Annotated in this window: 15 protein-coding genes and 4 pseudogenes; 10 read left to right on the forward strand and 9 right to left on the reverse strand. The window is 60.1% G+C overall.

From position 1 onward, the window contains the following. Positions 1 to 77: 77 nt before the first annotated feature. From ACTRWB_RS30970 to ACTRWB_RS30980, 3 genes are all read right to left on the reverse strand, one after another. Complete coding sequence (locus tag ACTRWB_RS30970) at positions 78 to 302, reverse strand: hypothetical protein (protein ID WP_412026089.1); 225 nt, start codon at positions 300 to 302, stop codon at positions 78 to 80. A gap of 290 nt (positions 303 to 592) precedes the next feature. Beyond that, positions 593 to 796 carry a cold-shock protein gene (locus tag ACTRWB_RS30975; protein WP_006485974.1) on the reverse strand — a complete coding sequence of 68 codons (204 nt, stop codon included), beginning with the start codon at positions 794 to 796 and terminating at the stop codon, positions 593 to 595. Between the two features lie 410 nt (positions 797 to 1206). Beyond that, on the reverse strand, positions 1207 to 2091 hold the full coding sequence (locus tag ACTRWB_RS30980) for a LysR family transcriptional regulator (RefSeq protein ID WP_446904086.1): 885 nt from the start codon (positions 2089 to 2091) through the stop codon (positions 1207 to 1209). Positions 2092 to 2215: 124 nt separating this feature from the next. Here ACTRWB_RS30980 and argC point away from each other — a divergent pair, with 124 nt between their 5' ends. Then, a complete protein-coding gene (gene argC / locus ACTRWB_RS30985) occupies positions 2216 to 3142 on the forward strand; it encodes an N-acetyl-gamma-glutamyl-phosphate reductase (RefSeq protein WP_446904087.1) in 927 nt (308 codons plus the stop codon). A gap of 200 nt (positions 3143 to 3342) precedes the next feature. Here argC and ACTRWB_RS30990 read toward each other — a convergent pair whose 3' ends face one another. After that, positions 3343 to 3909: a hypothetical protein gene (locus ACTRWB_RS30990; RefSeq protein WP_446904088.1), complete on the reverse strand. Its 567-nt coding sequence runs from the start codon at positions 3907 to 3909 to the stop codon at positions 3343 to 3345. 172 nt (positions 3910 to 4081) lie between these two features. Continuing rightward, entirely contained in the window at positions 4082 to 5008 is a 927-nt protein-coding gene (locus tag ACTRWB_RS30995; RefSeq protein ID WP_446904089.1) for a LysR family transcriptional regulator, read from the reverse strand. Positions 5009 to 5097: 89 nt separating this feature from the next. Here ACTRWB_RS30995 and ACTRWB_RS31000 point away from each other — a divergent pair, with 89 nt between their 5' ends. The 4 genes from ACTRWB_RS31000 to ACTRWB_RS31015 all read left to right on the forward strand — a co-directional run bounded on the left by ACTRWB_RS31000 (position 5098) and on the right by ACTRWB_RS31015 (position 8831). After that, positions 5098 to 5817: an SDR family oxidoreductase gene (locus ACTRWB_RS31000; RefSeq protein WP_446904090.1), complete on the forward strand. Its 720-nt coding sequence runs from the start codon at positions 5098 to 5100 to the stop codon at positions 5815 to 5817. Between the two features lie 60 nt (positions 5818 to 5877). Next, the gene (locus tag ACTRWB_RS31005) at positions 5878 to 6288 is read left to right on the forward strand and encodes a VOC family protein (RefSeq protein WP_343492784.1); all 411 of its coding nucleotides are present in this window, start codon (positions 5878 to 5880) and stop codon (positions 6286 to 6288) included. Between the two features lie 259 nt (positions 6289 to 6547). Continuing rightward, complete coding sequence (locus ACTRWB_RS31010) at positions 6548 to 6958, forward strand: VOC family protein (RefSeq protein WP_446904091.1); 411 nt, start codon at positions 6548 to 6550, stop codon at positions 6956 to 6958. Positions 6959 to 7265: 307 nt separating this feature from the next. After that, entirely contained in the window at positions 7266 to 8831 is a 1566-nt protein-coding gene (locus ACTRWB_RS31015; protein ID WP_446904092.1) for a methyl-accepting chemotaxis protein, read from the forward strand. A 69-nt stretch (positions 8832 to 8900) separates the two neighbouring features. Here ACTRWB_RS31015 and ACTRWB_RS31020 read toward each other — a convergent pair whose 3' ends face one another. Beyond that, positions 8901 to 9308, reverse strand: coding sequence for a DUF3224 domain-containing protein (locus ACTRWB_RS31020; protein WP_446904093.1), 408 nt, complete (start codon positions 9306 to 9308; stop codon positions 8901 to 8903). Positions 9309 to 9476: 168 nt separating this feature from the next. Then, positions 9477 to 10134 (reverse strand): annotated as a pseudogene (locus tag ACTRWB_RS31025) (DDE-type integrase/transposase/recombinase); the annotation flags it as partial. Between the two features lie 395 nt (positions 10135 to 10529). On the opposite strand from ACTRWB_RS31025, the pseudogene ACTRWB_RS31030 reads away from it, so the two are divergent. Beyond that, positions 10530 to 10649 (forward strand): annotated as a pseudogene (locus ACTRWB_RS31030) (helix-turn-helix domain-containing protein); the annotation flags it as partial. A gap of 627 nt (positions 10650 to 11276) precedes the next feature. Here ACTRWB_RS31030 and ACTRWB_RS31035 read toward each other — a convergent pair. Both ACTRWB_RS31035 and ACTRWB_RS31040 read right to left on the reverse strand, forming a co-directional pair. Then, complete coding sequence (locus ACTRWB_RS31035; RefSeq protein WP_446904094.1) at positions 11277 to 12038, reverse strand: TetR/AcrR family transcriptional regulator; 762 nt, start codon at positions 12036 to 12038, stop codon at positions 11277 to 11279. A 1399-nt stretch (positions 12039 to 13437) separates the two neighbouring features. Then, positions 13438 to 13614 carry a hypothetical protein gene (locus ACTRWB_RS31040; RefSeq protein ID WP_446904100.1) on the reverse strand — a complete coding sequence of 59 codons (177 nt, stop codon included), beginning with the start codon at positions 13612 to 13614 and terminating at the stop codon, positions 13438 to 13440. Between ACTRWB_RS31040 and ACTRWB_RS31045 the strand changes: the two genes are divergently transcribed. From ACTRWB_RS31045 to ACTRWB_RS31060, 4 genes and pseudogenes are all read left to right on the forward strand, one after another. Next, positions 13558 to 14901: a flavin monoamine oxidase family protein gene (locus ACTRWB_RS31045; RefSeq protein WP_446904099.1), complete on the forward strand. Its 1344-nt coding sequence runs from the start codon at positions 13558 to 13560 to the stop codon at positions 14899 to 14901. The genes ACTRWB_RS31040 and ACTRWB_RS31045 overlap by 57 nt on opposite strands. 1419 nt (positions 14902 to 16320) lie before the next feature. Further along, the gene (locus ACTRWB_RS31050; RefSeq protein ID WP_155420376.1) at positions 16321 to 16479 is read left to right on the forward strand and encodes a hypothetical protein; all 159 of its coding nucleotides are present in this window, start codon (positions 16321 to 16323) and stop codon (positions 16477 to 16479) included. Next, positions 16476 to 17702: pseudogene (locus ACTRWB_RS31055) on the forward strand (ESPR-type extended signal peptide-containing protein); the annotation flags it as partial. The gene ACTRWB_RS31050 and the pseudogene ACTRWB_RS31055, both read left to right, overlap by 4 nt. Positions 17703 to 17942: 240 nt before the next feature. Further along, positions 17943 to 23657: pseudogene (locus ACTRWB_RS31060) on the forward strand (beta strand repeat-containing protein); the annotation flags it as partial.

The raw sequence follows: 23657 nt of genomic DNA on the forward strand, positions 1-23657 counted from the left end.
GAATCGACCGGGCGTGATGTTCGGGCGCGCTTTGTTGCGCGCGTCCTGGTGACTTACATGCGTTGGGTGCGCCGCCTTTAACCGCGCGTGTCGACCCAGTTGCGTGCCCAGCGTGCCGAGTGCTGCAGCGCCTGCACTTCACTCGGGAAGTAATCGAGCGAATAGAACTGGTAGCGGCCTTCGGCGCGCGAGCTGCCGGCGCGTTCGAGCAGCAGGTTGGATGAAAAACTACCGTCGGGCAAGCGATGCGCCGAGGGTTGGACGGCATAGCCGTTGTACTGTTGAGTTCGTTTGTCTTGCATTTGCATTTGCATTTTAATTTTAATGATGTTCGAGTGCGCGCGTGCCGTGCCGAATGTGCACGGGTGCGCCGATTCAAAGCCATTGCGAGCTGAATCTGAAGCAGTCGGAAAGCGAAAAAAGGCGTTGCTGCCGGAGGGGAGAGTGAAGTGCAACGAGGCGTGTGGCGCTTGGCAGGCTGCTGAACAAACAGATGCAGCTAAAAGCGATCGCGCCAACTTTAGGAGACAAAGCTCCGTGAGGGTGTCGCTGCGACCCGGCGTCCGTCGTGGGAGGCCGGGTCCTTCAAACTTTACAGCGGCTTGATGTTGGCCGCTTGCAGACCCTTCGGGCCTTGCTTCGTTTCGAAGCTCACTTTTTGATTTTCAGCGAGCGTCTTGAAGCCGTCTGCGCGAATTTCGGAGAAGTGCGCGAACAGGTCGTCACCGCCGTTGTCCGGAGTGATGAAGCCAAAGCCTTTGCTGTCGTTGAACCACTTAACGATACCGGTATCCATGAAGAATCCTTGAGGAAAAAATAAGAAGAGTTGCTCTGTTGAAGAGCGCTTGAAGCGTCAAGGAGGGAGAGGACAACGAATACCGCTGGGGAGCGAGCAATTGATGAACAGCAATCGGACTTCTTGGACTTCGGGGCACACACTAACGGTCGGGCAGGGGTGGCGTCAATGATTAACTTGTAACTGTGTCTCCGGACGGTCCGTTTTGTGGGTGAGGCGATGTGGCCCTGCTTGGCTGTGCGCCGTGCCTGGCATGGCGCGCGGGTTCGGCAGGGGCCGATTTGGCCGATGGCTTTGAACGACCGGATTCGGCCGGTCAAATATCGACAAACCGGCCATTTGTTCGTCGTGGCGAGCAATAGGCCACCGCCCCGTCGCGAGAATGAACCGACGCGAGAAAGGGCAAACGCCTACGCCAATCGCAGATCCCACAACGCATCGAGTACATGTTGCGTGGAACGCTCGACGTGCCCCGCACGATGCGCAATGCCGAGCCGGCGCCACAACGCCGGGCGCAGTGGACGCATGACAATGCGCTTGTCGGGTAATGGTGTCGTGGCCTCATGAGGCAACAGCGCCGCGCCATAACCTGCCGCGACCAGACTCTTGATCGCATCGTTGTAATTGAGCTGAATGCGCGGCGCGGGATGGTGCCCTCCGGCCGCGAACCATTCCGCGGTCAGACGCGAGAGACGCGTGGTCGCATCGTTGAGAATGAGCGGTTGAGCGGCGAGCCATTCAGGCGTAATGCGAGCCGGACACCGCCAGTGCGCCGGTACAAAGGCCATCACGGGGTCGCGGCGCCAAGGCTTTATCACGAGTCCGGCCACCGGAGGCTGAGGCAGTGCGACCAGCCCGATATCGAGCGTCCCATCCGCCAATCGGGTCAGCGTTTCATGCGAGGTGAGTACCGCGATCTGAATATCGATCGCGGGATGCTGCTGACGCAGCACGTCAAGCGCTTGCGGCAAAAGATGCGCAATCGCGCCGGTCGATGCGCCGAGCCGAACGCGTCCGACCAGCCCTTGAACCTGGCGGTGAACATCGTCCAACGCCTGTTCCGCGTCGGCCAACAGTCGGCGTGCGCGCTCGATCAACAACTCGCCGGTTGCCGACGGCCGAATCTGTCCACGCTTGCGCGACAGGAGCGGAGCCCCGATGCGCTCTTCGAGTTCGGCGATGTGGAGGCTGACCGTTGGTGGCGCCAGATGCAACGCACGCGCCGCGTCGGCGAATGAACCACGGTCGGCAATCGCGACCAGGGTGCGCAAGCGGTCCAGGCTGATCTCTCGCATGTCGGCGTCTCGATTCAGAAAAACTGAATGTCAGCGTTATGAAATTCAACTTTCGCTATTCTAGCGGCGCGCGGAAGATAACAGGCTCGTTCCGCTTGTTACCAGTCACCGGAGTATTGCGCGCATGAGCTCTCCCCTTGTTTTCATCGACGGCGACCAAGGCACCACCGGGTTGCAAATTCACGAACGGCTTCGCGGCCGGACCGATCTGAAACTGGTCACGCTTCCCGCGGCGGAACGCAAGGATTCCAGGCGTCGCGCCGAAGCCATCAACGCCTGTGACATCGCGATCCTGTGCCTGCCCGATGGCGCCGCGCGCGAGGCGGTGGACGCCATCGTCAATCCTGCCGTCCGAGTCATCGACGCAAGTTCCGCTCATCGCACACGGCCGGACTGGACCTACGGCTTTCCGGAAATGACGCCGGGACAGGCTGAGCGCATTGCGACCGCACGGCGCGTCACCAATCCAGGTTGCTATCCGACCGGTGCAATTGGCTTGTTGCGTCCCCTGCTGCAAGCCGGGCTCATTCCAGGGAACCACCCGGTCAGCATTTACGCGGTGTCCGGTTACTCAGGACGCGGGCGTGCCGGTGTGGAAGAACACGAAGGGCCGGGTGCCGTCAACGCACCGTCGTACCAGGTGTATGGTCTGGAGCTCGCGCACAAGCACACCCCGGAGATCCAGCAGCACGCCGGGCTCGCGCGGCGTCCGATCTTCGTCCCTGCGTATGGGGCGTTCCGCCAGGGCATCGTGCTGACGGTGCCCCTGGATGTGCGGCTGCTGGCACCCGACGCTGACGGCGCCACGTTACACGCGTGCCTCGCGCGCCACTATGCCGAGGCGGCTCACGTACATGTCGTGCCGCTGCACGAATCGTGCGCTATGAAGCAGCTGGATCCGCAAGGTCTGAACGGTACCGACGATATGCGCTTGAGCGTGTTTCCCAACATGGAGCACGGGCACGTTCTTCTTTCCGCGGTTTTCGATAATCTCGGCAAGGGCGCAGCCGGCGCTGCGGTTCAGAACCTGAACCTGATGCTCGCGCAGTAGTGGTGGCCGATGGCTTGCCCTGATGTGCGGCGGCACCCGTATGCCAACGGTTGTCGGCAATCCGGTCGTGGCAGTCGCGTGTTTCGAACTGGCGGCGGCCACGGCCAGATCCGGTCGATTGAGCCTGGCCGTTGCCCATTCGAAATCGATGCGACGCAAGCCGCGGTTACGTCGATTGTGCGATGAGGGCTCTACTCTTGCTAGTGAAACACAATCGCGCCATTGTCTGCGCACATCTCGAAGGCCTTCATCCAGTCGCCATAAGACTCGTAAAAGTATGCATCAGGTACGTGTGCTGCCTGATCGCGGTACTGGACGAAATCTCGATAGACCTTGCGGCACACTTCCGGACCGATCACGCCTTCCGCGTCGGAGAAATTGATCAATTCCCAAAACGGTCCATGGTCAAGCTTCCATGCCGTTTCGTCGTATCTCGATTCAACCACGTTGTTCCGCGTGGATGCGCTTGGCTGGTATCCGGCGAGCTTGGCCAATTCGTTTCGCCATGCGTTGTAGCCCGAGTAGGAGCCCGCTCTGAAGTCGAATGACGAGTCGAACTGGTACACCTTGCCACTCTCGAGTCCGCGAAAACGCTCAGGGAAATCCACGGGAGACAGAATGACTTGATTTTTTCCTTGTGGCTCCCCATCCGATGACAGGGTAGGAAATTCGACACGTTTCAATCCACTGTATGCCGTGACGTCGAGTCCAGCGTATGCCACCGAGGCAAACAGGGAAAGAATCAGGGGAAGGAGAACGCGCTTCATGAAGTAATCGATATATCCAAAAAATCAGGTGCCACCCTCAGAACCCTCACCGCTGCCGAGGGATGATTCCTGAGCGAGTAGTCCGCATTGTCAGCGATCCACGTGCGGTTGTCGAAGGTAGGCAATTGGCCGATTGTCGCCCGGTGCAGTCGATATTTCTCGGTGCGAGCGCTCAGATAGCTCGCGCCACCTGCTCGGCCAACCCGATGAGCCAACGTAGGCCGCGATCGCCCTGATGCGCAGTCTTCCACAGCGCGCTGATCTGATGTGTCGGCGTCTCGAACGGCAACGTGCTGATGCGCAGGCCAAGACTGCGGCTCCAGATGCGAGCGATGTAGTCGGGCACCGTGACGAACACGGGATTGTCGCGCGCAATGAAAGGCAGCGTCGCAAAGTGAGGATTGGAAAATATCACGCGCCGTTGCTTGCCCAGCGCCTCCAGCCGTTCGTCGATGAATCCTCGCAGCTCGCCTTTGAACGAGGTCAGCGCATGCGGATGCGCCAGAAACTCGCGCATGCTCAAGGTTTCGCCTCGCGTCCGTATCAGCGTCGGGTTGTAGAGGCATACAAAGCGCCAGTCCAATAGCGCGCACTGCTGTTGCCATGGCGCGCATTCGTTGAACACGCCGAATGCGACCTCGATCTCGTTGCGCTCGAACATGCTGGAGACACGGTGGCAGTCCGCATCCAGGGAGATGAGCTTCACGCCCGGCGCTTCGACGGCGAGCTTGTTGAACAAGGCAGGAAAAAGCGTCACCGCTATCGCTTCGGAAACACCGACCCGGAATGTTCGATCGGAATTTCGGGCATCGAATGGCTGGCCGACGCGCATGCTTTCATGAAGGCCAATCAGCAGCGTGTCGATCTGCCGGGAAAGCTCCAGTGCACGCGGTGTGGGTTCCATTCCGGAACGACTCCGCACGAACAACTCGTCACCAAACGCAGTGCGTAGTCGTTTCAGTGCGCCGCTCACGGCGGGCTGACCGAGGAACAACCGCTCGGCTGCGCGCGTGACATGGCGCTCTTTCATGAGTGCATGGAAGACAAGTAGCAGATTGAGATCGAATCGCCGAAGATCATTCTCGATGATGGATGTCATCACAATAAGCAATTGGAATAATAGTCCGCCTAGCATGCATGCTATCTCCGCCCGCCGCAACAGCGGCCGCGTAAAGGGAGGAGAGCGTAATGAACAGCGACACTGGCAAGGTGGTGGTACTAGGCGGCTCGTCCGGTATCGGACTGGCTACGGTGAGGCGCCTGGCTGGCGCCGGTTACGAAGTGATCGCCACGGGACGTGATGCGGACAAGCTGCAGACAGTGGCCGCATCGATCAAGGGATCGGTGCGCGTCGAAGCGTTTGATGGCGCGCAGCGTGATCAACTGGAACGTTTCTTTACGAGCATCGGGACCATTGACCATCTGGTGATCGCATTGAGCGGTGGCGAAGGCGCCGGCGCGTTCAAGGATCTCGATCTAGCCTCGTTGCGTCGTGGCTTCGAGGCGAAATTCTGGCCTCATGTACAGGCCGCGCAGACTGTCCTGCCGACCCTGCGCAAGGGCGGCAGCATAACGTTCGTCACCGCGATTTCCGCTCGCATCGCCAACCCGGGCACGAGCGGCCTGGCCGCGATCAATGCGGCGATCGAGGCGATGGTGCCGGTGCTTGCCCGCGAATTGGCACCGACCCGAGTCAACGCAGTCTCCCCGGGCGTGGTAGAGACGGCGTGGTGGAACGCCATGCCCGACGCAGCCCGGCGGGCATTCTTCGAACAGCATGCCAGCGAATTGCCGGTGGGGCGCGTCGGGCAGCCTGACGATGTCGCGCAGGCGATCGCCTACCTGATCGGAAACGGCTACACCACCGGCAGCATCATGGAATGCGATGGCGGCCTGCATCTCCTCTGAAGGTCATGAAAGGCACCGCGCCGCATTTTTGTCTCAACCATTACTAAAAGGAGAAAAAATATGTCCAGGCAAATCTTCATCAACCTGCCGGTGCAAGACCTGCAGAAGGCGACGGCGTTCTATACCGCCATCGGTGCCAGCAGAAATCCGCAGTTCAGCGACGATACGAGTTCCTGCATGGTGTGGTCGGACACGATCTTCGTGATGCTGATGACGCATGAAAAATGGGCGCATTTCACGAAGAAACCGATCGTCGACTCGCGGCGCGAAAGCGAGGTGATGCTGGCGCTCAGCGCGCAAGATCGCGAGAGCGTGGACAAGATGACTGAAACGGCCGGGGCGCACGGCGGCAAAGCGGACGTCAATGCGAAACAGGATCTCGGTTTCATGTACGGCCGCAGCTTCGAAGACCCCGATGGCCATATCTGGGAAGTGATGTTCGTCGATATGTCGCAGATGTCCACGCAATAAATCACGGGTACGTGAGTTCGCGGAATCGATCCGTGAACTCATCGACTCCTTGATGCAGGCGATTTTCCCGGCACGACCCTCTCTCCATACCCGTGGTCTGCCGGTCTTTTCCCGGAACGCCGTTGCCGAAAAACGCTGCGACAGGCAGCAGCCCGCCAACGATTGCCGCAATCAGTGAGCGTAGCCGCACACGCCCCTTTGCAGACCATCCGCACCCGGAGGACAATACCCCCGGAAATCTCGTCGGAGGTTGTGCATCATGGCCACGTTTCAGCCCGATGGATGGCATACCGTCACGCCCCGAATCGTTGTGCGCGATCCGGAGAACCTGATCCTGTTCGTCAGGACGGTATTTCACGCACAGGGCGAATTCCGCGCCGGGCTGCCTGCCGAAATCCGGATCGGCGATTCCGTCGTGATGATCAGCGGCGGAGACGGCCTGCGCGAACCGATGCCGGCGTTTCTGTACGTCTATGTCGAGGACGCCGATTCGACCTATCGGCGTGCGATCGCGGCGAATGCGATCTCGCTCGAAATTCCCGCCGACATGCCCTACGGCGACCGGCGGGCAATGGTGCAAGATCCGTGGGGAAACACGTGGCAGATCGCCACGCACCAGCGCGACCTCTCGGCCGACGAGATCCGCTCGAGGCTGGCCAACGGCGGATAGCCGATCGTTGCCGGGCAGGGAGCACGTCGGGCACCTCGTTTCCCGTCCACGGTCGTCCGACATCCATCCGTGGGGCCACCGACAGGGCTTCGCGCGACAGCACACGCTTCAGCGTCATGCGTCTTCCGCCGGTCAAATCTGTCGTAATCGTCAAGATTCACGTCGCGTGCAGGTAAAACCTTCCTGTCCAGCCCGCCGTTAACCCGTTCGCAGCCCTCGCGCCACGTGTTGCGACGTGACGCCCGTCTTTCGTGATCCGTAGTCCACATCCGCTGTTGGCCGCGCCCGGCCAGCGCAAGGGAACGTCATGCGAAAACAACTCACTATTCGTGGTGGACTCATCGCGACCATCGCCGGTTATACCGTGCTGCTCGTGCTGGTGGTCGGCGCCTGCATCGCGGCCCTCTACGAGGGCAACGCTTCGCTCGAGGCGATGTACCGCGACGACACCGCGTCGCTGCTGCACCTGAAGACCAGCTCCGAGCGGATGCTGGTGCTGCGCGAACGCATGAGCGACGTCGCGCAGATCATCAGCGCCGGCCAGTCGGGCAAGGACGGAATTGCGCAGCTCCACACGCTCCTCAAGCAGAGTAACGACGAACTGGATGCCTACACGCGTCTGCATGCGCGCGACGCCAATGAACAGGCGCTGTTCGACACGCTGCAGAGCCGTCGTCGTGCGTTGCTGGACCGGGTGTTCCTGAAGGCGCTATCACAGCTCGACGGCGACGACGCGTTCAACTTCCTCGACACGCAGCGTACGGCGCCGCCCGCGCTGTTCGCCGCGTACCAGGATGCGATCGATGCGCTCGAATCGTTCCAGGTCGCGCGCGAAAAGGCCCGCTACGAGGCGGCCGGCGTCCATTTCCACCGGATCGTGTGGGGGATGGCGGCGGTCGCGGTGTTTGCGCTGGTCGTCGGTTTCTTTGCGCAGCGCATGCTTGCGAAGGCAATCATCGAGCCGATCAATCTGGCCGTCGGCCAGTTCGACAGGATCTCGAAGGGCGACCTGACCGGGACGGTCGTCATTCCGGGCAAAAACGAGATGGCCTATCTGCTGCATGCGCTGAAGCGAATGCAGGACGGCCTCGTCGATACGGTGAACCAGGTGCGTGCGAGCACGGAGACGATCGTCGTCGACGTCCGCACGATCGCGAGCGGCAACGTCGACCTGTCCGCGCGCACCGAGCAGCAGGCCGTGTCGCTGCAGCAGGCGGCGGCGAGCGTCGAACAACTGACGGCGGCCGTGCGTCAGAACGCGGACAACGCGCGCGACGCACGCACGTACGTCGAGGGCGCGGCCGGCATCGCGTCGCGCGGCGGCGATGCAATGCAGCGCGTCGTCGAGACGATGTCCGAGATTTCCAGCAGCTCCGCGCGGATCTCCGGCATCGTCGGCGTGATCGAGAGCATCGCGTTCCAGACGAACATCCTCGCGTTGAACGCTGCTGTCGAAGCCGCGCGTGCCGGCGAGCAGGGGCGCGGGTTCGCGGTGGTCGCGACCGAGGTGCGCGGGCTCGCGCAGCGCAGTGCGTCGGCGGCGAAGGAAATCAAGGACCTGATCGGCCATTCCACGCGGCGCGTCGCGGACGGCAGCGGCCTTGTCACGCAGGCCGGCTCGGCGATGGCCGAACTCGTCGCCGCGGTCGAGCGCGTCAATGCAATCATGAGCGAAACCAGCAACGCATTCGAAGAGCAGTCGTCGGGCATCGAGCAGGTGAACGCCGCGGTCATCCAGATCGAGCAGACGATGCAGCGCAATGCCGCGCTGGTCGAGGAGGCGGCGGCCGCGGCGCTGTCGCTCGACGAACAGGGTTCGCGGCTGAGCGCGGCGGTCGCGCAGTTCCGACTGCGTGAAGAGGCCGTCGCGTGACACTGGAACGCGTTATCGCATCGGGTCAACAACGGCACACGGAATCAGTGGCGCTCGTGCGTGCGCGGCTCACTGCGCGGATTCAGGCAACGCGTAGTCGAAGCTGTACGAATGCTGGCCGTTGTCGATGTTGATGATCATCGAGCCGGAGAGCCCGAGCAATTCTCCCGTCCCGGAATCGGGCACGACGGTGATCGATTGCTTCGGCTGCCCGCGCGTCATCGTGGAGCTATGTTGCAGGACAAAGCTGCCCTGGCGTCCACCCAGCACACCCTGCACGGTTTCCATTGCCACGTAGCCAGCGGAGCCCTGGACACTGCTTCGGAACGCGAGCATCTCTCCGTGGCTGACGGCTTCCAGGTCGCCGTGAAATTGCTTGTCCAGTGACATGCGGCCGAGCCCGGTGTTTTCCGCGACGTTACTCAGGGCTTCCGGATTCAGCTTCACTTCAAAAGGACCGTTGGCCAGCAGTTTCATTGCAGCTCTCCTCGTTGAATGGGCACTCCGCACTATAAGCCAACGGCGTTCCGCCGGCGGTAACGGTTTGCGTGTCCGGGTCCGACCTCGGATCGTGTGCCGCGCAGCATTTGGGGCGATAATTCGCGTCCAGTCGTTAATCTTTCTCACCTGAGGCTAGCCCAATAAGCGTCCGTTGAAGGATTCATTCTTCGCATTGTTGGTCAGTTTGCCAGGACGTGAGAAGTCAATCTCGACGCCATTCTATTTGTCCAGCGTCTTCGAAATGAATTCGCTACCATTGTCCGCCTTGATATGGCAGGGAAGCGGACGATGCTACGCAAGCCGGGTCAGTGCGGCGACAACGTGCCCGCCACGCAATGAGCCGTCGACTTCCATGGCCAGACATTCCCGCGTGTAGTTGTCCACGATCGTGCGCGTACATAAGCGACGGCCATTGAACGGCGCATCAACGACGAAATCCATACTCCAGATTTCGTTGATTGCGCTCACTGGCTGCTTCGGCTGTCGGCTCCGGGCCGACTTGTTCCGTCGAGGTCTTTTGTGGCGCAACGAAAGCCCCAGTTCCCGATACACGCGTTCAACGTGTCGATGGTTGTCTCGTCAGCCTTCCCGGCGAAGCATCACGTACCCGCGGGGCGGGGCGTACCGTAACTTCCGTGATCCCGTTGATGCGCATCTCCAGCGCGCTTTGAGCACGCGTGACCGACTCGTAACGGTAGACCGTGCGGGACAGCTGCAACAACGCACTGGTCTGTCGCTGGCTTGCGCAGAAACGCTGCATCAAGTCCGTGACCAGTTCACGGGGCCGAGAAGGCCTCGGCGCTAATAGGATGGTCCGCCCCTCCCCCAAGGGGGATACTGAAGCCCCTGAAACCATCGGAGAATGATCATGCGTATCGTTCCTCACAGCTGCGCCGTCTACAGCGTCGACCTGGGCAAGACGACATTTCACATTGCCGGAGCCGACAAGCATGGACAGCCCACCCTGTGAATCAAGCTTCGTCGCGGCGCGTTGCTACCGTTCTTTGCAACAGCTTCTCCCGCACGCGTGGGCATGGAAGCTTGTCCGGGATTGCATTGGTTGGCACGGAAACTGATCGCGTTCGGCCACGACATCAAGTTGATAGCGGCCCAATTCGTCAAGCCCCACCTGAAGTCGAACAAGAACGACACGCTCGACGCCGAGGCAATCGCCGAAGCTGTAACGCGCCCAACGATGCCAAGCGTGAAGAGATGGGATTACTCAAAGCCGAAGGCGTCGGAGTGCGTGAGATCGCGCGCCGTATTGGCCGCAGCGCGTCAACGGTCTCACGAGAGCTCGCGCGTAATGCTGCAACTCTTGGTGCCTGCCCTGTTGTGGCGATCATTGACCTGGGATCGAGGAAAGGAACTGTCCGATCATGCTCGCTTCACCATTGAGTCTGGTGTGAAGGTCTTCCTTCACGGCATGACCAACTGGTCTTGATGACAACGTCACGCCGGAATTTCCCACTTCACTTCAACCGGGACAGTTTTGTGGGCCAGGGTCATTGCTTCCTCCGGTGGCAGCATCGCCTTGGATCTGCTCTCGACATCGGAGTGTATAAGCCGTTGGATTGACGGAGATCCAGACACCGTCCGAACAGATAATCGAACAGCGCTATCTTGTGTCTTGCTTCAGATACCTCGTGCTCAATGAAGCCGACATTTACAGACCGCGATAGAAGAAGAATGGTGGATCCGGCAGCAGAATACTGAAGTACGCTTCACAGTATGCGGGATTTGATTCAGGCATCCGATTTTCATAAAGCCGACAACTTCGATACCACGCTCCGGGCAATAATAAGCAACCGAACTGCCCGACTCCGAACCCTTTGCTAGGAGAATTATTGAACTTGCTGGCGCTCTTGCGGACGCAACTAGCGCTAATTGTGTACGTCTACCCGTGCGGCGATCTACAGGAAACCGTCGCAAGGCCGGCTTTGGTTACGGCATTTTCGCGAGCGCTAGGACCGCTTTGACAGCGTCGTCTTCCAGGCCTTTGAGGTCCGATGGGAAGCGGTTGCGTTGAGGAATGAATACGACAAGTCCCTCGATCTGGGCAGTAATCAATGCCGATCTTCGCGCGAGCACGGGGGGCGGCAGCGCAGGGTTGATGGCCATCACGAACTCGGCAACCATGTGACGCTGGAGCGTATACGCTTCTTCGATGGTTTTGCGCGCGAATTCCTGCGATTGCGCCAGTGCAAACAGATTGACGAAAAGTCCTTGGGTTTTCGATTGCTTGCTGTCCTCGATCAGCAGCCGCACCAGCTTCTCGAGGCGTGCCTCGGGCGTAAGCGTTGTGTCGGCGCGAAGATCGTCGTACGAACCCGCATAGTTGGCGAGCGTTACGTTGATGATCGTTGCTAAGAGGTCCTCGCGGGACGGAAAGTAATGTTGCAGATTCGACAGCGACAGTCCGGTCTTCGTCGCGACCTTCCTCATACTCAACTCGCCATACCCATCCGTGACGAAAATCTCGATCGCGTTCGTCAGGATGCGACCAATCGTCTGACGCCCGCGTTCGGTCAACGGGCGCGGGTTGTCCCCGAGAAGCAGTGATGGAAACGCGCTCGTCTGCGGATCGACGTGATCATTTCCACCAGCCTTGTCATGCAGGTCGCGGTTTATGGTTTTCGACGACATCGATTTGTCTTCCGGGGTGTTGGCGAGGGCAACACCGTCATTACGGTTGTGGAGTGACATTATGGGTCGTCTAATCAACCGCGTGCAAGCCCGCAATGGCGTCTCATCGTGCTGGATGGACTCGCCTCGTAGCGGTCGGCGAGCGGAATATTGCTGCGATGCACAATAAAAAATCACTGCAATGGATTCACGAGCCAAACGCCCGTCTCCTTCTGCTCGATGCCCACAGTCGCGCGCGTGAGCAGTATGCAACTGGACTGCAGGGAGGCTGGGGATACTACCGTCATTTCCCGATCGGTTCGATCAGCGACGCCATCGCCCACCGGTTGAATCCAGTTGTCGGCGCACGGGCTCACTCGGTGGCGCTGCCGATATCGGCCGCAGACATTCGGGCTCAGCGTCGGCAGGACTGATTTATGACAGGTCTTCCAACCTATATGTGTGATGCCTTCGATTTTGAGGCGAGCTGGTTGCTACCTAAAATCCGATCGAGTCCAAGATGGTTTTCAAGCGAACAAAAGCCGGCATGTAATTGATTTTCATAGATTTATGCGCGGACAAATCGCGATGGAGCTCATGCGCGCTATCTTCCTTCGGAGGCGGGTAAACGAGAGTTGCTGTACAAAATGTTGTCAATGTATAACACAAATAGGTCGTATGACCTTTTTATTGAGGGCGAGGATCGGAAAGAGGGTATCGATCGACGTATGTCCCTGCGTGGAGCAGTCGCGACAGCGCTCGCAGACTCTGCAATGGTCAGCGATGTTTCGCTGGCAGCCGTGACGCAACCTTCGGCTGTAGGTCTCTAGTCGAAGAGTGTGGCGTCGGATGTTCACTGTGATGTGATTGTGGTTTGCGATGGATTCGCGGATCTTACAACTGCTCGCAATTGCGCGTTGCGTCGGAAAATGGCGCGTTCGATGAGGTGGCGATACTGGCAATGATGTTATATGGCACCGGCGGGATTGCTGAGGCCTCTATCGTGCCTCTTGTCGCAACTGCATTCGTCGGCGATATCGCCGGGAGGGCTGCAGCGGCAAAAGCATGGATCACGATCGCGCACGAAGCTCAAGGAGGACAGTGGCGGGTCGAAGGACCTGCCGTTCTTCTCTGGTCGTCGGTTGTCGGCAATCGGCCCACGAAAGCACGTTGGAGAGGATCGTTGTTGCTGAAGATTTGGGAGCGGGCTCTTTTTTGTCGGCCTTTTCCGACTCACTCTAGACGTACTAACAATGACGCGCGGATGCTCGTCTTCGGCTGGTAGTTGCGTCAGCACTTCGAAGATCGTGTCGTTCAGACCATGTGACGGTATCTTGGAGAAAGAATGAATTATTTTTTAACCAACATAAATAGGAATGCGAATAAATAATGGCTATGTGTGGATAGGAAGGATTCATCGCCGACCGCATAGCGAGTGCCGGATCCTGCCAGCGAAGTCGTGGCAGAAGTCGCTTGGCTTTCAGGGCAGTAGAGAATTTAACGGGGTATTCATGTCGGCGTCCAATTCGGCGAACATCATCTTGTGGAAGCTTTCGAGGGCCTCGTCATGAGCGGAAGAGAGCGAGTCAACGTATGCATTATCGGCGCCGGTCTCGCCGGGCTCCGCGCAGCACAGCAACTCGCTGAGCGCGGTCATAGTGTGTGCGTGCTTGAAGCCCGAGATCGCGTCGGTGGCCGCACCCAAGGCGGTACGTTATGCGGTGAATCCGTTGATCTGGGTGGTCAGTGGATCGGGATAGGTCAAACTCGAGCGGTCGCGATGTGTAAAGAGCTCGATTTGGAGCTCTATGAGCAGTATGCGGACGGTCGGAGGGTAATGGAGATTGAGGGTAAGGTTCGAGGCTACAGTGGCACCATTCCCCGCATGTCGGTCATGGGCCTCCTGGACACGGATCGTGCCATGCGGCGTATTAACCGCGCTGCGAAGACGATCGATCCGCGGGCGCCATGGGAGGCCCCGAATGCACCGCTCTGGGATCGAATGACCGTTGACCAGTGGATACAAAAGACGATGCATACACGCAGCGGCCGAAGGTTGATGGAGACCGTCACGCGTGCCTTAAGTACCAGTGAGCCACACGAAGTTTCATTGCTCTGTATTCTGAGCTTTGTCGCCGCCGCCGGAACGATACAGACACAGGTAGAAGTTCGCGGCGACGGGGCGCAGCGCTTGAAAGTGCGCGGTGGTGCCTTCCAGCTGGCCGAGCGTCTGGCCCAACGCCTTCCACCGGGCATGCTGAAGTTGAATTCGCCCGTATACGCGATCGAGCAGTCGGAGTCCGAAGTGACGATCCGGCATGCGGGCGGCGAGGTGCGGGCATCGCGTCTCATCGTAGCAGTTGCCCCCACTCTTGCTGCGCGCATCGATTTCATGACACCGTTGCCCGCGATGCGCATGCAGCTCCATGCCCGCATGCCGATGGGTTCGGTGATAAAGGCACTGGTTGCTTACGAACGTCCTTTCTGGCGAGAACAGGGGTGGTCGGGCGAGGCGATCAGTGATACCGCACCGTTTGGCCCCATTGCCGACGCCACGCCGCCCGGGAGCCGTCGCGGATTTCTCGTTGGCTTTTTCGCCGGGAACGCCGGCCGAGAGATGGCGCAGGCTACCAGCAACGAGCGGCGTCAAGTGGCCGTGCGGTCGATTCAGCGCTTTTTTGGCCCAGACGCCGCGTCACCGATCGGCTATGTGGACAAGGATTGGATTTCAGATCCCTGGAGTCTGGGAGGGTATGTGGGTATAACGGCGCCTGGAACGCTGATAACGAACGGTCCTGCATTGCGCGAGCCTTGCGGTCGTATTCACTGGGCGGGTACCGAGAGCGCAACTTGCTGGACTGGCTATATGGACGGAGCCATCGAATCCGGGGAGCGTGCGGTGACGGAAGTCATTGCAGGCGGTGTTCATACACCGCAGCTATAGAAGCAGGGTGAGCGTACCAACGCTTTCGACATTCTTGCTACTGGCGGCTGCCCCCAACACTGCGGGCTGGCCGCTTGTGCAGTAGTCCACGTCATGATGCAGACAGATTTGCGGTCTTCGCATGGCAGTTCATGCCAACTTCGCTAGTTGGCCGGAAGCAATTTACCTCGACAGCGACCGAATTTTCGTCGCGCAACGTAGATGCGACATCATCAGCAAACCTAACGCGAGTACTCCGGCAGCGCGCCAGCCACGAACACCAAGCCCGGGTTCCCAGTGAATTATCTTCTGGCCTAAAGCGGCCGTGCCGCCTCGTTGCGGCTCGACTGCCTGGCCGCATTCGCGGGCGCTACCTAAGGTTGACGCGAAATCTGGACATGGCCTTCGTCCAAGTCACCTCAGCACGGCACCCCCGCGTGTGGCGGGCTGCATACCGTGGACCATCCTTTCTGCTCATTTCAGCGGATTGTCGAAATGAAGACCATTCGGGGCGACATCACGCTGCATGCCAATGGGTGGGGTGCCGGGTACCGAGTGGGACTTCATCGGTCAGCGAGCCTAGCATAAAAAGGTCATCATACCTATTTATATGAGGAAAATCGGATTGCCTGTGGTGTGCTGGGGTGTGGAATCCGCATGCCAACGGCTTTGCCGGATACGTAAATTTCCGTAAATTTTAGCCAGTTTCCAGCATCTTCTGAGCGAAAAGTCTTAAAAATTGTTAAATAGTCTCAATTTTGACAATTCATTTCAATGCGAGGGATAAACAGGAGTTGCTCTGCAGCACTTCGCTATGTATAAAGCGAACTAGGTCTTGTGACTCAGTTGTTTCGGTTGGGGCAAGTGATGTGCAGCGAGTGTCGGGGTGAGGAACTACTACAACTTTGGCCGCGATTTCACATGCAGTTTCGGGCATGGTCAGCGGCAGGCGAGCGGAGGCTGTCAGGTCGGATGCGAACGAGGATGACGAATCGGAGGACCGAGGTGTCGGACACCCGCCCCGATTTGCTCGTAATCGACAGTTGATTCGCTGACATCAAGCCGTTATTGGGGAGCAAGCGACATTAGGACGCCTTTGCTAAGAGGTGCGCATTAGCGCATTGACCCCGATGTCGGCGAGTGAAGATTACCGGCCACACGTCGGACGCAGTTCTACCGCTGCCCTGAAAGGGGAGCGTGTCAGTTTACGCACACGATGCCGCGTTGATTGACCTTCAGGACTTGCTCTCGATCGATAAGACGAATGCGTCAGACGACTTTGCCAACTGGTGCCCCCACAAATAGTTGATGAACGCGACAGGATAGGCTTGTCCGGCGACTGCAATTTGGACGAGCGTATCCGGATCGGCAACCGCAGCCCGGCGAACGGAGTTGTGCTTGTCCCCGATGCGCCACGTGCATCGCGTTGGAGACGTGGGAGTGATGGTCGGCAAGGACGTTCCGGCTGCGACTGAAATTGCGTTGAAGGCGGCGGAAAATGACTTCTCCTGCATCGTCGATGCCGATGAAGTGTTAAGGACTATTAAGTTATTTATTTTTAATGTAATCCCGGCAGGGTTTCGGCAGGAGGCGGTATGAACAAAATTTTTAAAGTGATCTGGTGCAAAGCCGTTGGCGCATTTGTCGTCACGTCTGAATTGGCGAGATCGAAGCGAAGCGGAACTAGATCGTGCACGGTATCCGGTGCGCCAGTAGACGATTCGCGGCGACAAACGGCCGTCGCTACTGCCGTTGCAGCCTTATTTCTCTATTTGTCGGGCGTACCAAATGTGATGGCGGGCATCGTCGATGGCGGCAGCAACACGACGGGCTCAAATTTCACTGGTGGATCCGGTTCGACAAGCGGAACGCTGTCTAACAGCTACATCGCCGCCGCCGGCCAGGGTGTTGCCCTTACCGGTGACGACGACTGCATGTCTCTTACCGCAACACGCAAAACACTGAATTCTGCAAATACTGCATGGTTGCTTGGAACAACCTCACAGACAACTGATCCTGGTGCGCTCTACCCAACCGCGGGAACTGACAACGGCGTCGCCATAAACTATGCGGGCACTGGTGACTTTTCCGGGGGCGGCGTTAGTGCTACGGGTTCGCAAGCCACGCTTGCGTGGGGCTTCAATTCGTTTGTAGGTGGTTGCGGTAACAAGGCGCTGGGAATGGGTTCGACCGCGCTAGGGATGAGTAATCTTGCAGGACTGGCGGGTTCGACCGCTCTTGGAATTGCCAACTCGGCCTCGGGTGCGGGTGCGACTGCAATCGGTTTGTATAACACGGCTTCTGGCACGGGCAGCACCGCAATGGGTATTGGCTCGCAAGCTACCGGAAACGGGGCGGTAGCCTTGGGCTTCGGCGGAAACGGCAATGCGGCTAACGCAACCATTGCCAGTGGGGCCAATGCAATCGCGATTGGGGGTGACACAACTCAAGGTGCGCAGGCGACTGGCTCGGACTCGATTGCGCTTGGCAGTGAGGCCGCTGCGACGAACACAAGCACCGTCGCATTCGGCAAGAATGCCACTGCTTCACTTGCGAATAGTGTAGCGATTGGAGCAGGCTCGACGGCAAGTGCGGTTAGTGCCACAACGAACTGGACAACAGCAAACGCCGTGGTCAACGGTAAGACGTTCTCGGTCAATCAGGGGCCCACGAACGGTGTTGTTGCCGTTGGCAACAGGCAAATCCAGGGTGTGGCGGATGGCAACGTTTCGGCGACGTCGACTGACGCGGTTAACGGCAGCCAGTTGTATCAGGTGGCTCAGGCAATCTCTGGTGCAGGCACGCACTACTTCAGCGTCAACGACAACGGTACGCAACAGGGCGGCTACGCCAACAGTGGCGCGACGGGCGTCAATGCCCTGGCAGCAGGGCCTAACGCATCGGCGTCGGGTGGGGCAGCGACCGCGGTCGGGCAGGGCGCAAAGGCTTCTGGCGCGCAGGCCGCAGCGGTAGGCAACCTCGCAATCGCCGCTGGATCTCACTCAGTTGCATTTGGGACTTCTTCGTATGCCGGATCGTTTAACGATACCGCGTTTGGCGCGCTGACGACCGCGTCCGGGGGCGGAGCCACCGCGTTTGGCGATCAAACCATAGCAAGCGGAAACGTATCCATCGCATTAGGGACTCTCGCTACTGCATCTTCCGCAAATGCAATGGCGATCGGCACCAGTAGTACGTCGAGTGCAACAGGTGCGATAGCTTTTGGCGCGACCTCCTCTGCGACGGGCGCGAATGGCATGGCGCTCGGATACGGGGCCATTTCCAATGGTGCAGGTGATATAGCCTCTGGTTTCAATGCGGTGGCTGGTGTTAGCGGCGCGACGGCAATCACCAACGATATCGCTGTCGGGAATGGAGCCTCAGCGACTGGGGGCAACTCAATTGCTCAGGGCACCGGTGCGATTGCTAACGCGGCGGGAGCTACGGCTATCGGCAACGGTGCGAGCGCGGGTGCCGCCGGTACCGTGGCGATTGGTCAGAATGCGTCGGCCAACGGCGGGCAGGCAGTGTCGATCGGTGTGGCCAATACTGCGAGCGGCAACGGAGCGATCGCTATCGGCGACCCGAACGTTGCGACGGGCACCGGCGCAGTGGCGGCGGGTGCAAATAACACCGCATCCGGCACCGGTGCGGTTGCTGTCGGGAGCGGCAACTCGGCCAGCGGCACGGGTGCGGTCGCACTGGGCAGTGCCAGTACCGCGACAAACAGCGCAGTGGCCGTTGGCCTGGGCGCGAACGCGACAGGCGTGAATGGAGCGATTGCTGTCGGTAATGCAGCAACGGCAACAGGTGAAGGAGCGATTGCACTCGGCAATTCGGGGTCGTTTGCGGCGACTACCATTGCGTCGGGATTCGACGCGGTGGCGTTGGGGAACGGATCGACTGCGAGCGGTAGCTCCGGGTCAATGGCACTCGGCGCGTCAAGTACGGCGAACAACACAAACGGTACTGCGGTCGGTGCGGGATCGGTAGCCTCGGCGACTGCTGCGACGGCGTTGGGGCACGGCGCATCAGTGGGAGGCGCATCTTCTGTTGCCGTTGGAGATGGAGCCAAGGTTGGCAATATAGCCAATGCGGTCGCACTTGGCGCCGCCGCGAACGCTTCAGTGGCGGGTTCCGTCGCGCTTGGCGCGAACGCGACCACGACAGGTGCGGCTTCGGGTGCGACACAGGGCACTGGTACAGTCAGTAGCACAACAATCGGCGGTCAGACATTTGGTCCCTACGCAGGCGCGAACGGGGCAGCTGGTGTCGTGAGCGTAGGCGCCGTCGGCTCCGAGCGCCGCATCCAGAATGTCGCGGCCGGTCTCGTCAGCGCAGGTAGTACCGACGCCATCAATGGTAGCCAGCTTTACGCGGTAGCCAGCATCACGACCTCGAGCATCACCAGCTTGTCGACATCTGCTTCGACGGGCCTGTCGTCGGCGAATAGCTCGATTACGTCGCTGTCGACTTCGACTTCGACGGGGCTGTCGTCGGCGAATAGCTCGATCACCTCGTTGTCCACTTCGACCTCGACGGGGCTGTCGTCGGCGAATAGCTCGATCACCTTGTTGTCCACGTCGACCTCGACGGGGCTGTCGTCGGCGAATAGCTCGATCACCTCGTTGTCTACGTCGACCTCGACGGGTCTGTCGTCGGCGAACAGCTCGATCATCTCGTTGTCCACGTCGACCTCGACTGGTCTGTCGTCGGCGAACAGCTCGATCACTTCGCTGTCGACCTCAACGTCGACGGGTCTGTCATCGGCGAATAGCTCGATCACGTCGTTGTCGACTTCGACGTCGACCGGCCTGTCTTCAGCGAATAGCTCGATCACGTCGTTGTCGACCTCGACCTCGACGGGTCTGTCGTCGGCGAATAGCTCGATCACGTCGTTGTCCACGTCGACGTCGACGGGTCTGTCGTCGGCGAACAGCTCGATCACTTCGCTGTCGACTTCTACGTCGACCGGCCTCTCGTCGGCGAATAGCTCGATCACTTCGCTGTCGACTTCCACGTCGACTGGCCTGTCGTCGGCCAACAGCTCCATCACTTCGCTGTCCACCTCGACCTCGACCGGCATCAGCTCGCTGTCCACCGGCCTGAGCTCGACCAACAGCTCGGTAACTTCGCTGTCGACCTCCACGTCGACCGGCCTGTCGTCTGCGAACAGCTCGATCACGTCGTTGTCGACCTCGACCTCGACGGGTCTGTCGTCGGCCAACAGCTCGATCACTTCGCTGTCGACCTCGACCTCGACCGGCCTGTCGTCGGCGAATAGCTCGATCACGTCGTTGTCGACCTCGACCTCGACGGGTCTGTCGTCGGCCAACAGCTCGATCACTTCGCTGTCGACCTCGACCTCGACCGGCCTGTCGTCGGCGAATAGCTCGATCACCTCGTTGTCCACCTCGACCTCGACCGGCCTCTCGTCGGCGAACAGCTCGATCACCTCGTTGTCGACTTCGACGTCGACGGGTCTGTCGTCGGCTAACAGCTCCATCACCTCGCTGTCCACGTCGACCTCGACCGGGATCAGCTCGCTGTCCACCGGCCTGAGCTCGACCAACAGCTCGGTGACTTCGCTGTCGACTTCGACGTCGACGGGCCTGTCGTCGGCCAACAGTTCGATCACCTCGCTGTCCACGTCGACCTCGACGGGCCTTTCGTCGGCTAACAGCTCGATCACGTCGTTGTCGACTTCCACGTCGACCGGCCTGTCGTCGGCTAACAGCTCGATCACGTCGTTGTCGACTTCCACGTCGACCGGCCTGTCGTCGGCTAACAGCTCGATCACGTCGTTGTCGACTTCCACGTCGACCGGCCTGTCCTCGGCTAACAGCTCGATCACCTCGCTGTCGACTTCCACGTCGACCGGCCTGTCCTCGGCTAATAGCTCGATCACCTCGCTGTCGACTTCCACGTCGACGGGTCTGTCGTCGGCCAACAGCTCGATCACCTCGCTGTCCACGTCGACCTCGACCGGCATCAGCTCGCTGTCCACCGGCCTCAGCTCGACCAACAGCTCGGTGACTTCGCTGTCGACTTCCACGTCGACGGGTCTGTCGTCGGCTAACAGCTCGATCACCTCGCTGTCGACCTCCTCGTCGACGGGCCTCTCGTCGGCCAATAGCTCGATCACTTCGCTCTCGACTTCCACGTCGACCGGCCTGTCGTCGGCCAACAGCTCGATCACCTCGCTGTCGACCTCCTCGTCGACCGGCCTCTCGTCGGCCAACAGCTCGATCACGTCGCTGTCCACGTCGACCTCGACCGGCATCAACTCGCTGTCCACCGGCATCAGCTCGACAAACAGTTCGGTCCTGTCGCTGTCGACCTCGACGTCGACGGGTCTCTCGACGGCCACGAGCTCGATCGGTTCGCTGTCGACCGGCCTGAGCACGGTCACGGTCAAGACGGATAACCTCGGCAACAGCACGGCATCGGCACTCGGTGGCGGCTCCACGTACGACCCGACGACCGGGACGGTCTCCGCGCCGGCATACACGACTTACAACGCGAACGGCACGACGTCGACCGCCAACAGCGTCGGCTCGGCGATCAACAACATCAACAGCCAGGGCATCAAGTACTTCCACGCGAACTCGACCGGCCCCGACAGCACCGCGACCGGCACCGACGCCGTCGCCATCGGCAGCGGCGCCGTCGCTGGTACGAACAATTCGGTCGCGCTCGGCGCCAACTCGCAGACCGCCGCTGCCAATCCCACGAGCAGCGCGACNCGTCGCCATCGGCAGCGGCGCCGTCGCTGGTACGAACAATTCGGTCGCGCTCGGCGCCAACTCGCAGACCGCCGCTGCCAATCCCACGAGCAGCGCGACCGTCAGCGGCGTCACGTTCGGTGGATTCGCAGGCACCGCGCCGGTCGGTACCGTTAGTGTCGGCAGCGCGGGCAACGAGCGACAAATCACCAACGTCGCTGCCGGCCAGGTGACGCAGACCAGTACCGACGCGATCAACGGCAGCCAGCTTTATTCGGTTGCCCAACAGGTTGGTACCGCGACCAGCGCCATTTCGTCGTTGTCGACCTCGACCTCGACGGGCCTGTCGTCGGCCAATAGCTCGATCACGTCGCTGTCCACGTCGACGTCGACCGGCATCAGCTCGCTGTCCACGGGCCTCAGCTCGACCGACAGCTCGGTGACGTCGTTGTCGACCTCCACGTCGACGGGCCTGTCGTCGGCAAATAGCTCGATCACGTCGCTGTCCACGTCAACTTCGACCGGCATCAGCTCACTGTCCACGGGCCTTAGCTCGACCGACAGCTCGGTGACGTCGTTGTCGACCTCCACGTCGACGGGCCTGTCGTCGGCAAATAGCTCGATCACGTCGCTGTCCACGTCAACTTCGACCGGCATCAGCTCACTGTCCACGGGCCTTAGCTCGACCGACAGCTCGGTGGCATCACTCTCGACTTCCACGTCGACCGGCCTGTCCTCGGCTAATAGCTCGATCACGTCGTTGTCCACGTCGACCTCGACCGGTCTGTCGTCGGCTAACAGCTCGATCACCTCGCTCTCGACCTCGACCTCGACGGGCCTGTCGTCGGCTAACAGCTCGATCACGTCGCTGTCCACGTCGACTTCGACCGGTATCAGCTCACTGTCCACGGGCCTTAGCTCGACCGACAGTTCGGTGACCTCGCTGTCGACTTCCACGTCGACGGGCCTGTCGTCGGCAAATAGCTCGATCACGTCGCTGTCCACGTCGACGTCGACCGGTATCAGCTCACTGTCCACGGGCCTTAGCTCGACCGACAGTTCGGTGACCTCGCTGTCGACTTCCACGTCGACGGGCCTGTCGTCGGCAAATAGCTCGATCACGTCGCTGTCCACGTCGACCTCGACGGGAATCAGTTCGCTGTCCACTGGCCTCAGCTCGACCGACAGCTCGGTGGCATCACTCTCGACTTCCACGTCGACGGGCCTGTCGTCGGCCAACAGCTCGATCACGTCGCTGTCCACGTCGACCTCGACGGGAATCAGCTCGCTGTCCACGGGCCTCAGCTCGACCGACAGTTCGGTGGCATCGCTCTCGACTTCCACGTCGACGGGCCTGTCGTCGGCCAATAGCTCGATCACCTCGCTGTCCACGTCGACGTCGACCGGTATCAGTTCGTTGTCCACCGGTCTCAGCTCAACCGACAGCTCGGTGACGTCGCTGTCGACTTCCACGTCGACGGGCCTGTCGTCGGCCAATAGCTCGATCACTTCGCTGTCTACGTCGACGTCGACCGGTATCAGCTCGCTGTCCACGGGCCTTAGCTCGACCGACAGCTCGGTGGCATCACTCTCGACTTCCACGTCGACGGGCCTGTCGTCGGCGAAGAGCTCGATCACGTCGCTGTCGACGTCGACGTCGACCGGTATCAGTTCGGTGTCCACCGGTCTCAGCTCAACCGACAGCTCGGTGGCATCGCTGTCGACTTCCACGTCGACTGGCCTGTCGTCGGCCAACAGCTCGATCACGTCGCTGTCCACGTCGACTTCGACCGGTATCAGTTCGTTGTCCACCGGTCTCAGCTCAACCGACAGCTCGGTGACTTCGCTCTCGACTTCCACGTCGACGGGCCTGTCGTCGGCCAATAGCTCGATCACCTCGCTGTCCACGTCGACCTCGACCGGCATCAGCTCGCTGTCCACGGGCCTCAGCTCAACCGACAGCTCGGTGGCATCGCTGTCGACTTCCACGTCGACTGGCCTGTCGTCGGCCAACAGCTCGATCACGTCGCTGTCCACGTCGACTTCGACCGG

The sequence above is a fragment of the Burkholderia sp. YIM B11467 genome (assembly GCF_052952715.1).

Coding starts and splice junctions, on each gene's coding strand:
- ACTRWB_RS30970 (WP_412026089.1), bottom strand. CDS start 302: ATGCAAGACAAACGAACTCAACAGTACAACGGCTATGCCGTCCAACCC.
- ACTRWB_RS30975 (WP_006485974.1), bottom strand. CDS start 796: ATGGATACCGGTATCGTTAAGTGGTTCAACGACAGCAAAGGCTTTGGC.
- ACTRWB_RS30980 (WP_446904086.1), bottom strand. CDS start 2,091: ATGCGAGAGATCAGCCTGGACCGCTTGCGCACCCTGGTCGCGATTGCC.
- argC (WP_446904087.1), top strand. CDS start 2,216: ATGAGCTCTCCCCTTGTTTTCATCGACGGCGACCAAGGCACCACCGGG.
- ACTRWB_RS30990 (WP_446904088.1), bottom strand. CDS start 3,909: ATGAAGCGCGTTCTCCTTCCCCTGATTCTTTCCCTGTTTGCCTCGGTG.
- ACTRWB_RS30995 (WP_446904089.1), bottom strand. CDS start 5,008: ATGACATCCATCATCGAGAATGATCTTCGGCGATTCGATCTCAATCTG.
- ACTRWB_RS31000 (WP_446904090.1), top strand. CDS start 5,098: ATGAACAGCGACACTGGCAAGGTGGTGGTACTAGGCGGCTCGTCCGGT.
- ACTRWB_RS31005 (WP_343492784.1), top strand. CDS start 5,878: ATGTCCAGGCAAATCTTCATCAACCTGCCGGTGCAAGACCTGCAGAAG.
- ACTRWB_RS31010 (WP_446904091.1), top strand. CDS start 6,548: ATGGCCACGTTTCAGCCCGATGGATGGCATACCGTCACGCCCCGAATC.
- ACTRWB_RS31015 (WP_446904092.1), top strand. CDS start 7,266: ATGCGAAAACAACTCACTATTCGTGGTGGACTCATCGCGACCATCGCC.
- ACTRWB_RS31020 (WP_446904093.1), bottom strand. CDS start 9,308: ATGAAACTGCTGGCCAACGGTCCTTTTGAAGTGAAGCTGAATCCGGAA.
- ACTRWB_RS31035 (WP_446904094.1), bottom strand. CDS start 12,038: ATGTCACTCCACAACCGTAATGACGGTGTTGCCCTCGCCAACACCCCG.
- ACTRWB_RS31040 (WP_446904100.1), bottom strand. CDS start 13,614: ATGACCGCGCTCAGCGAGTTGCTGTGCTGCGCGGAGCCCGGCGAGACC.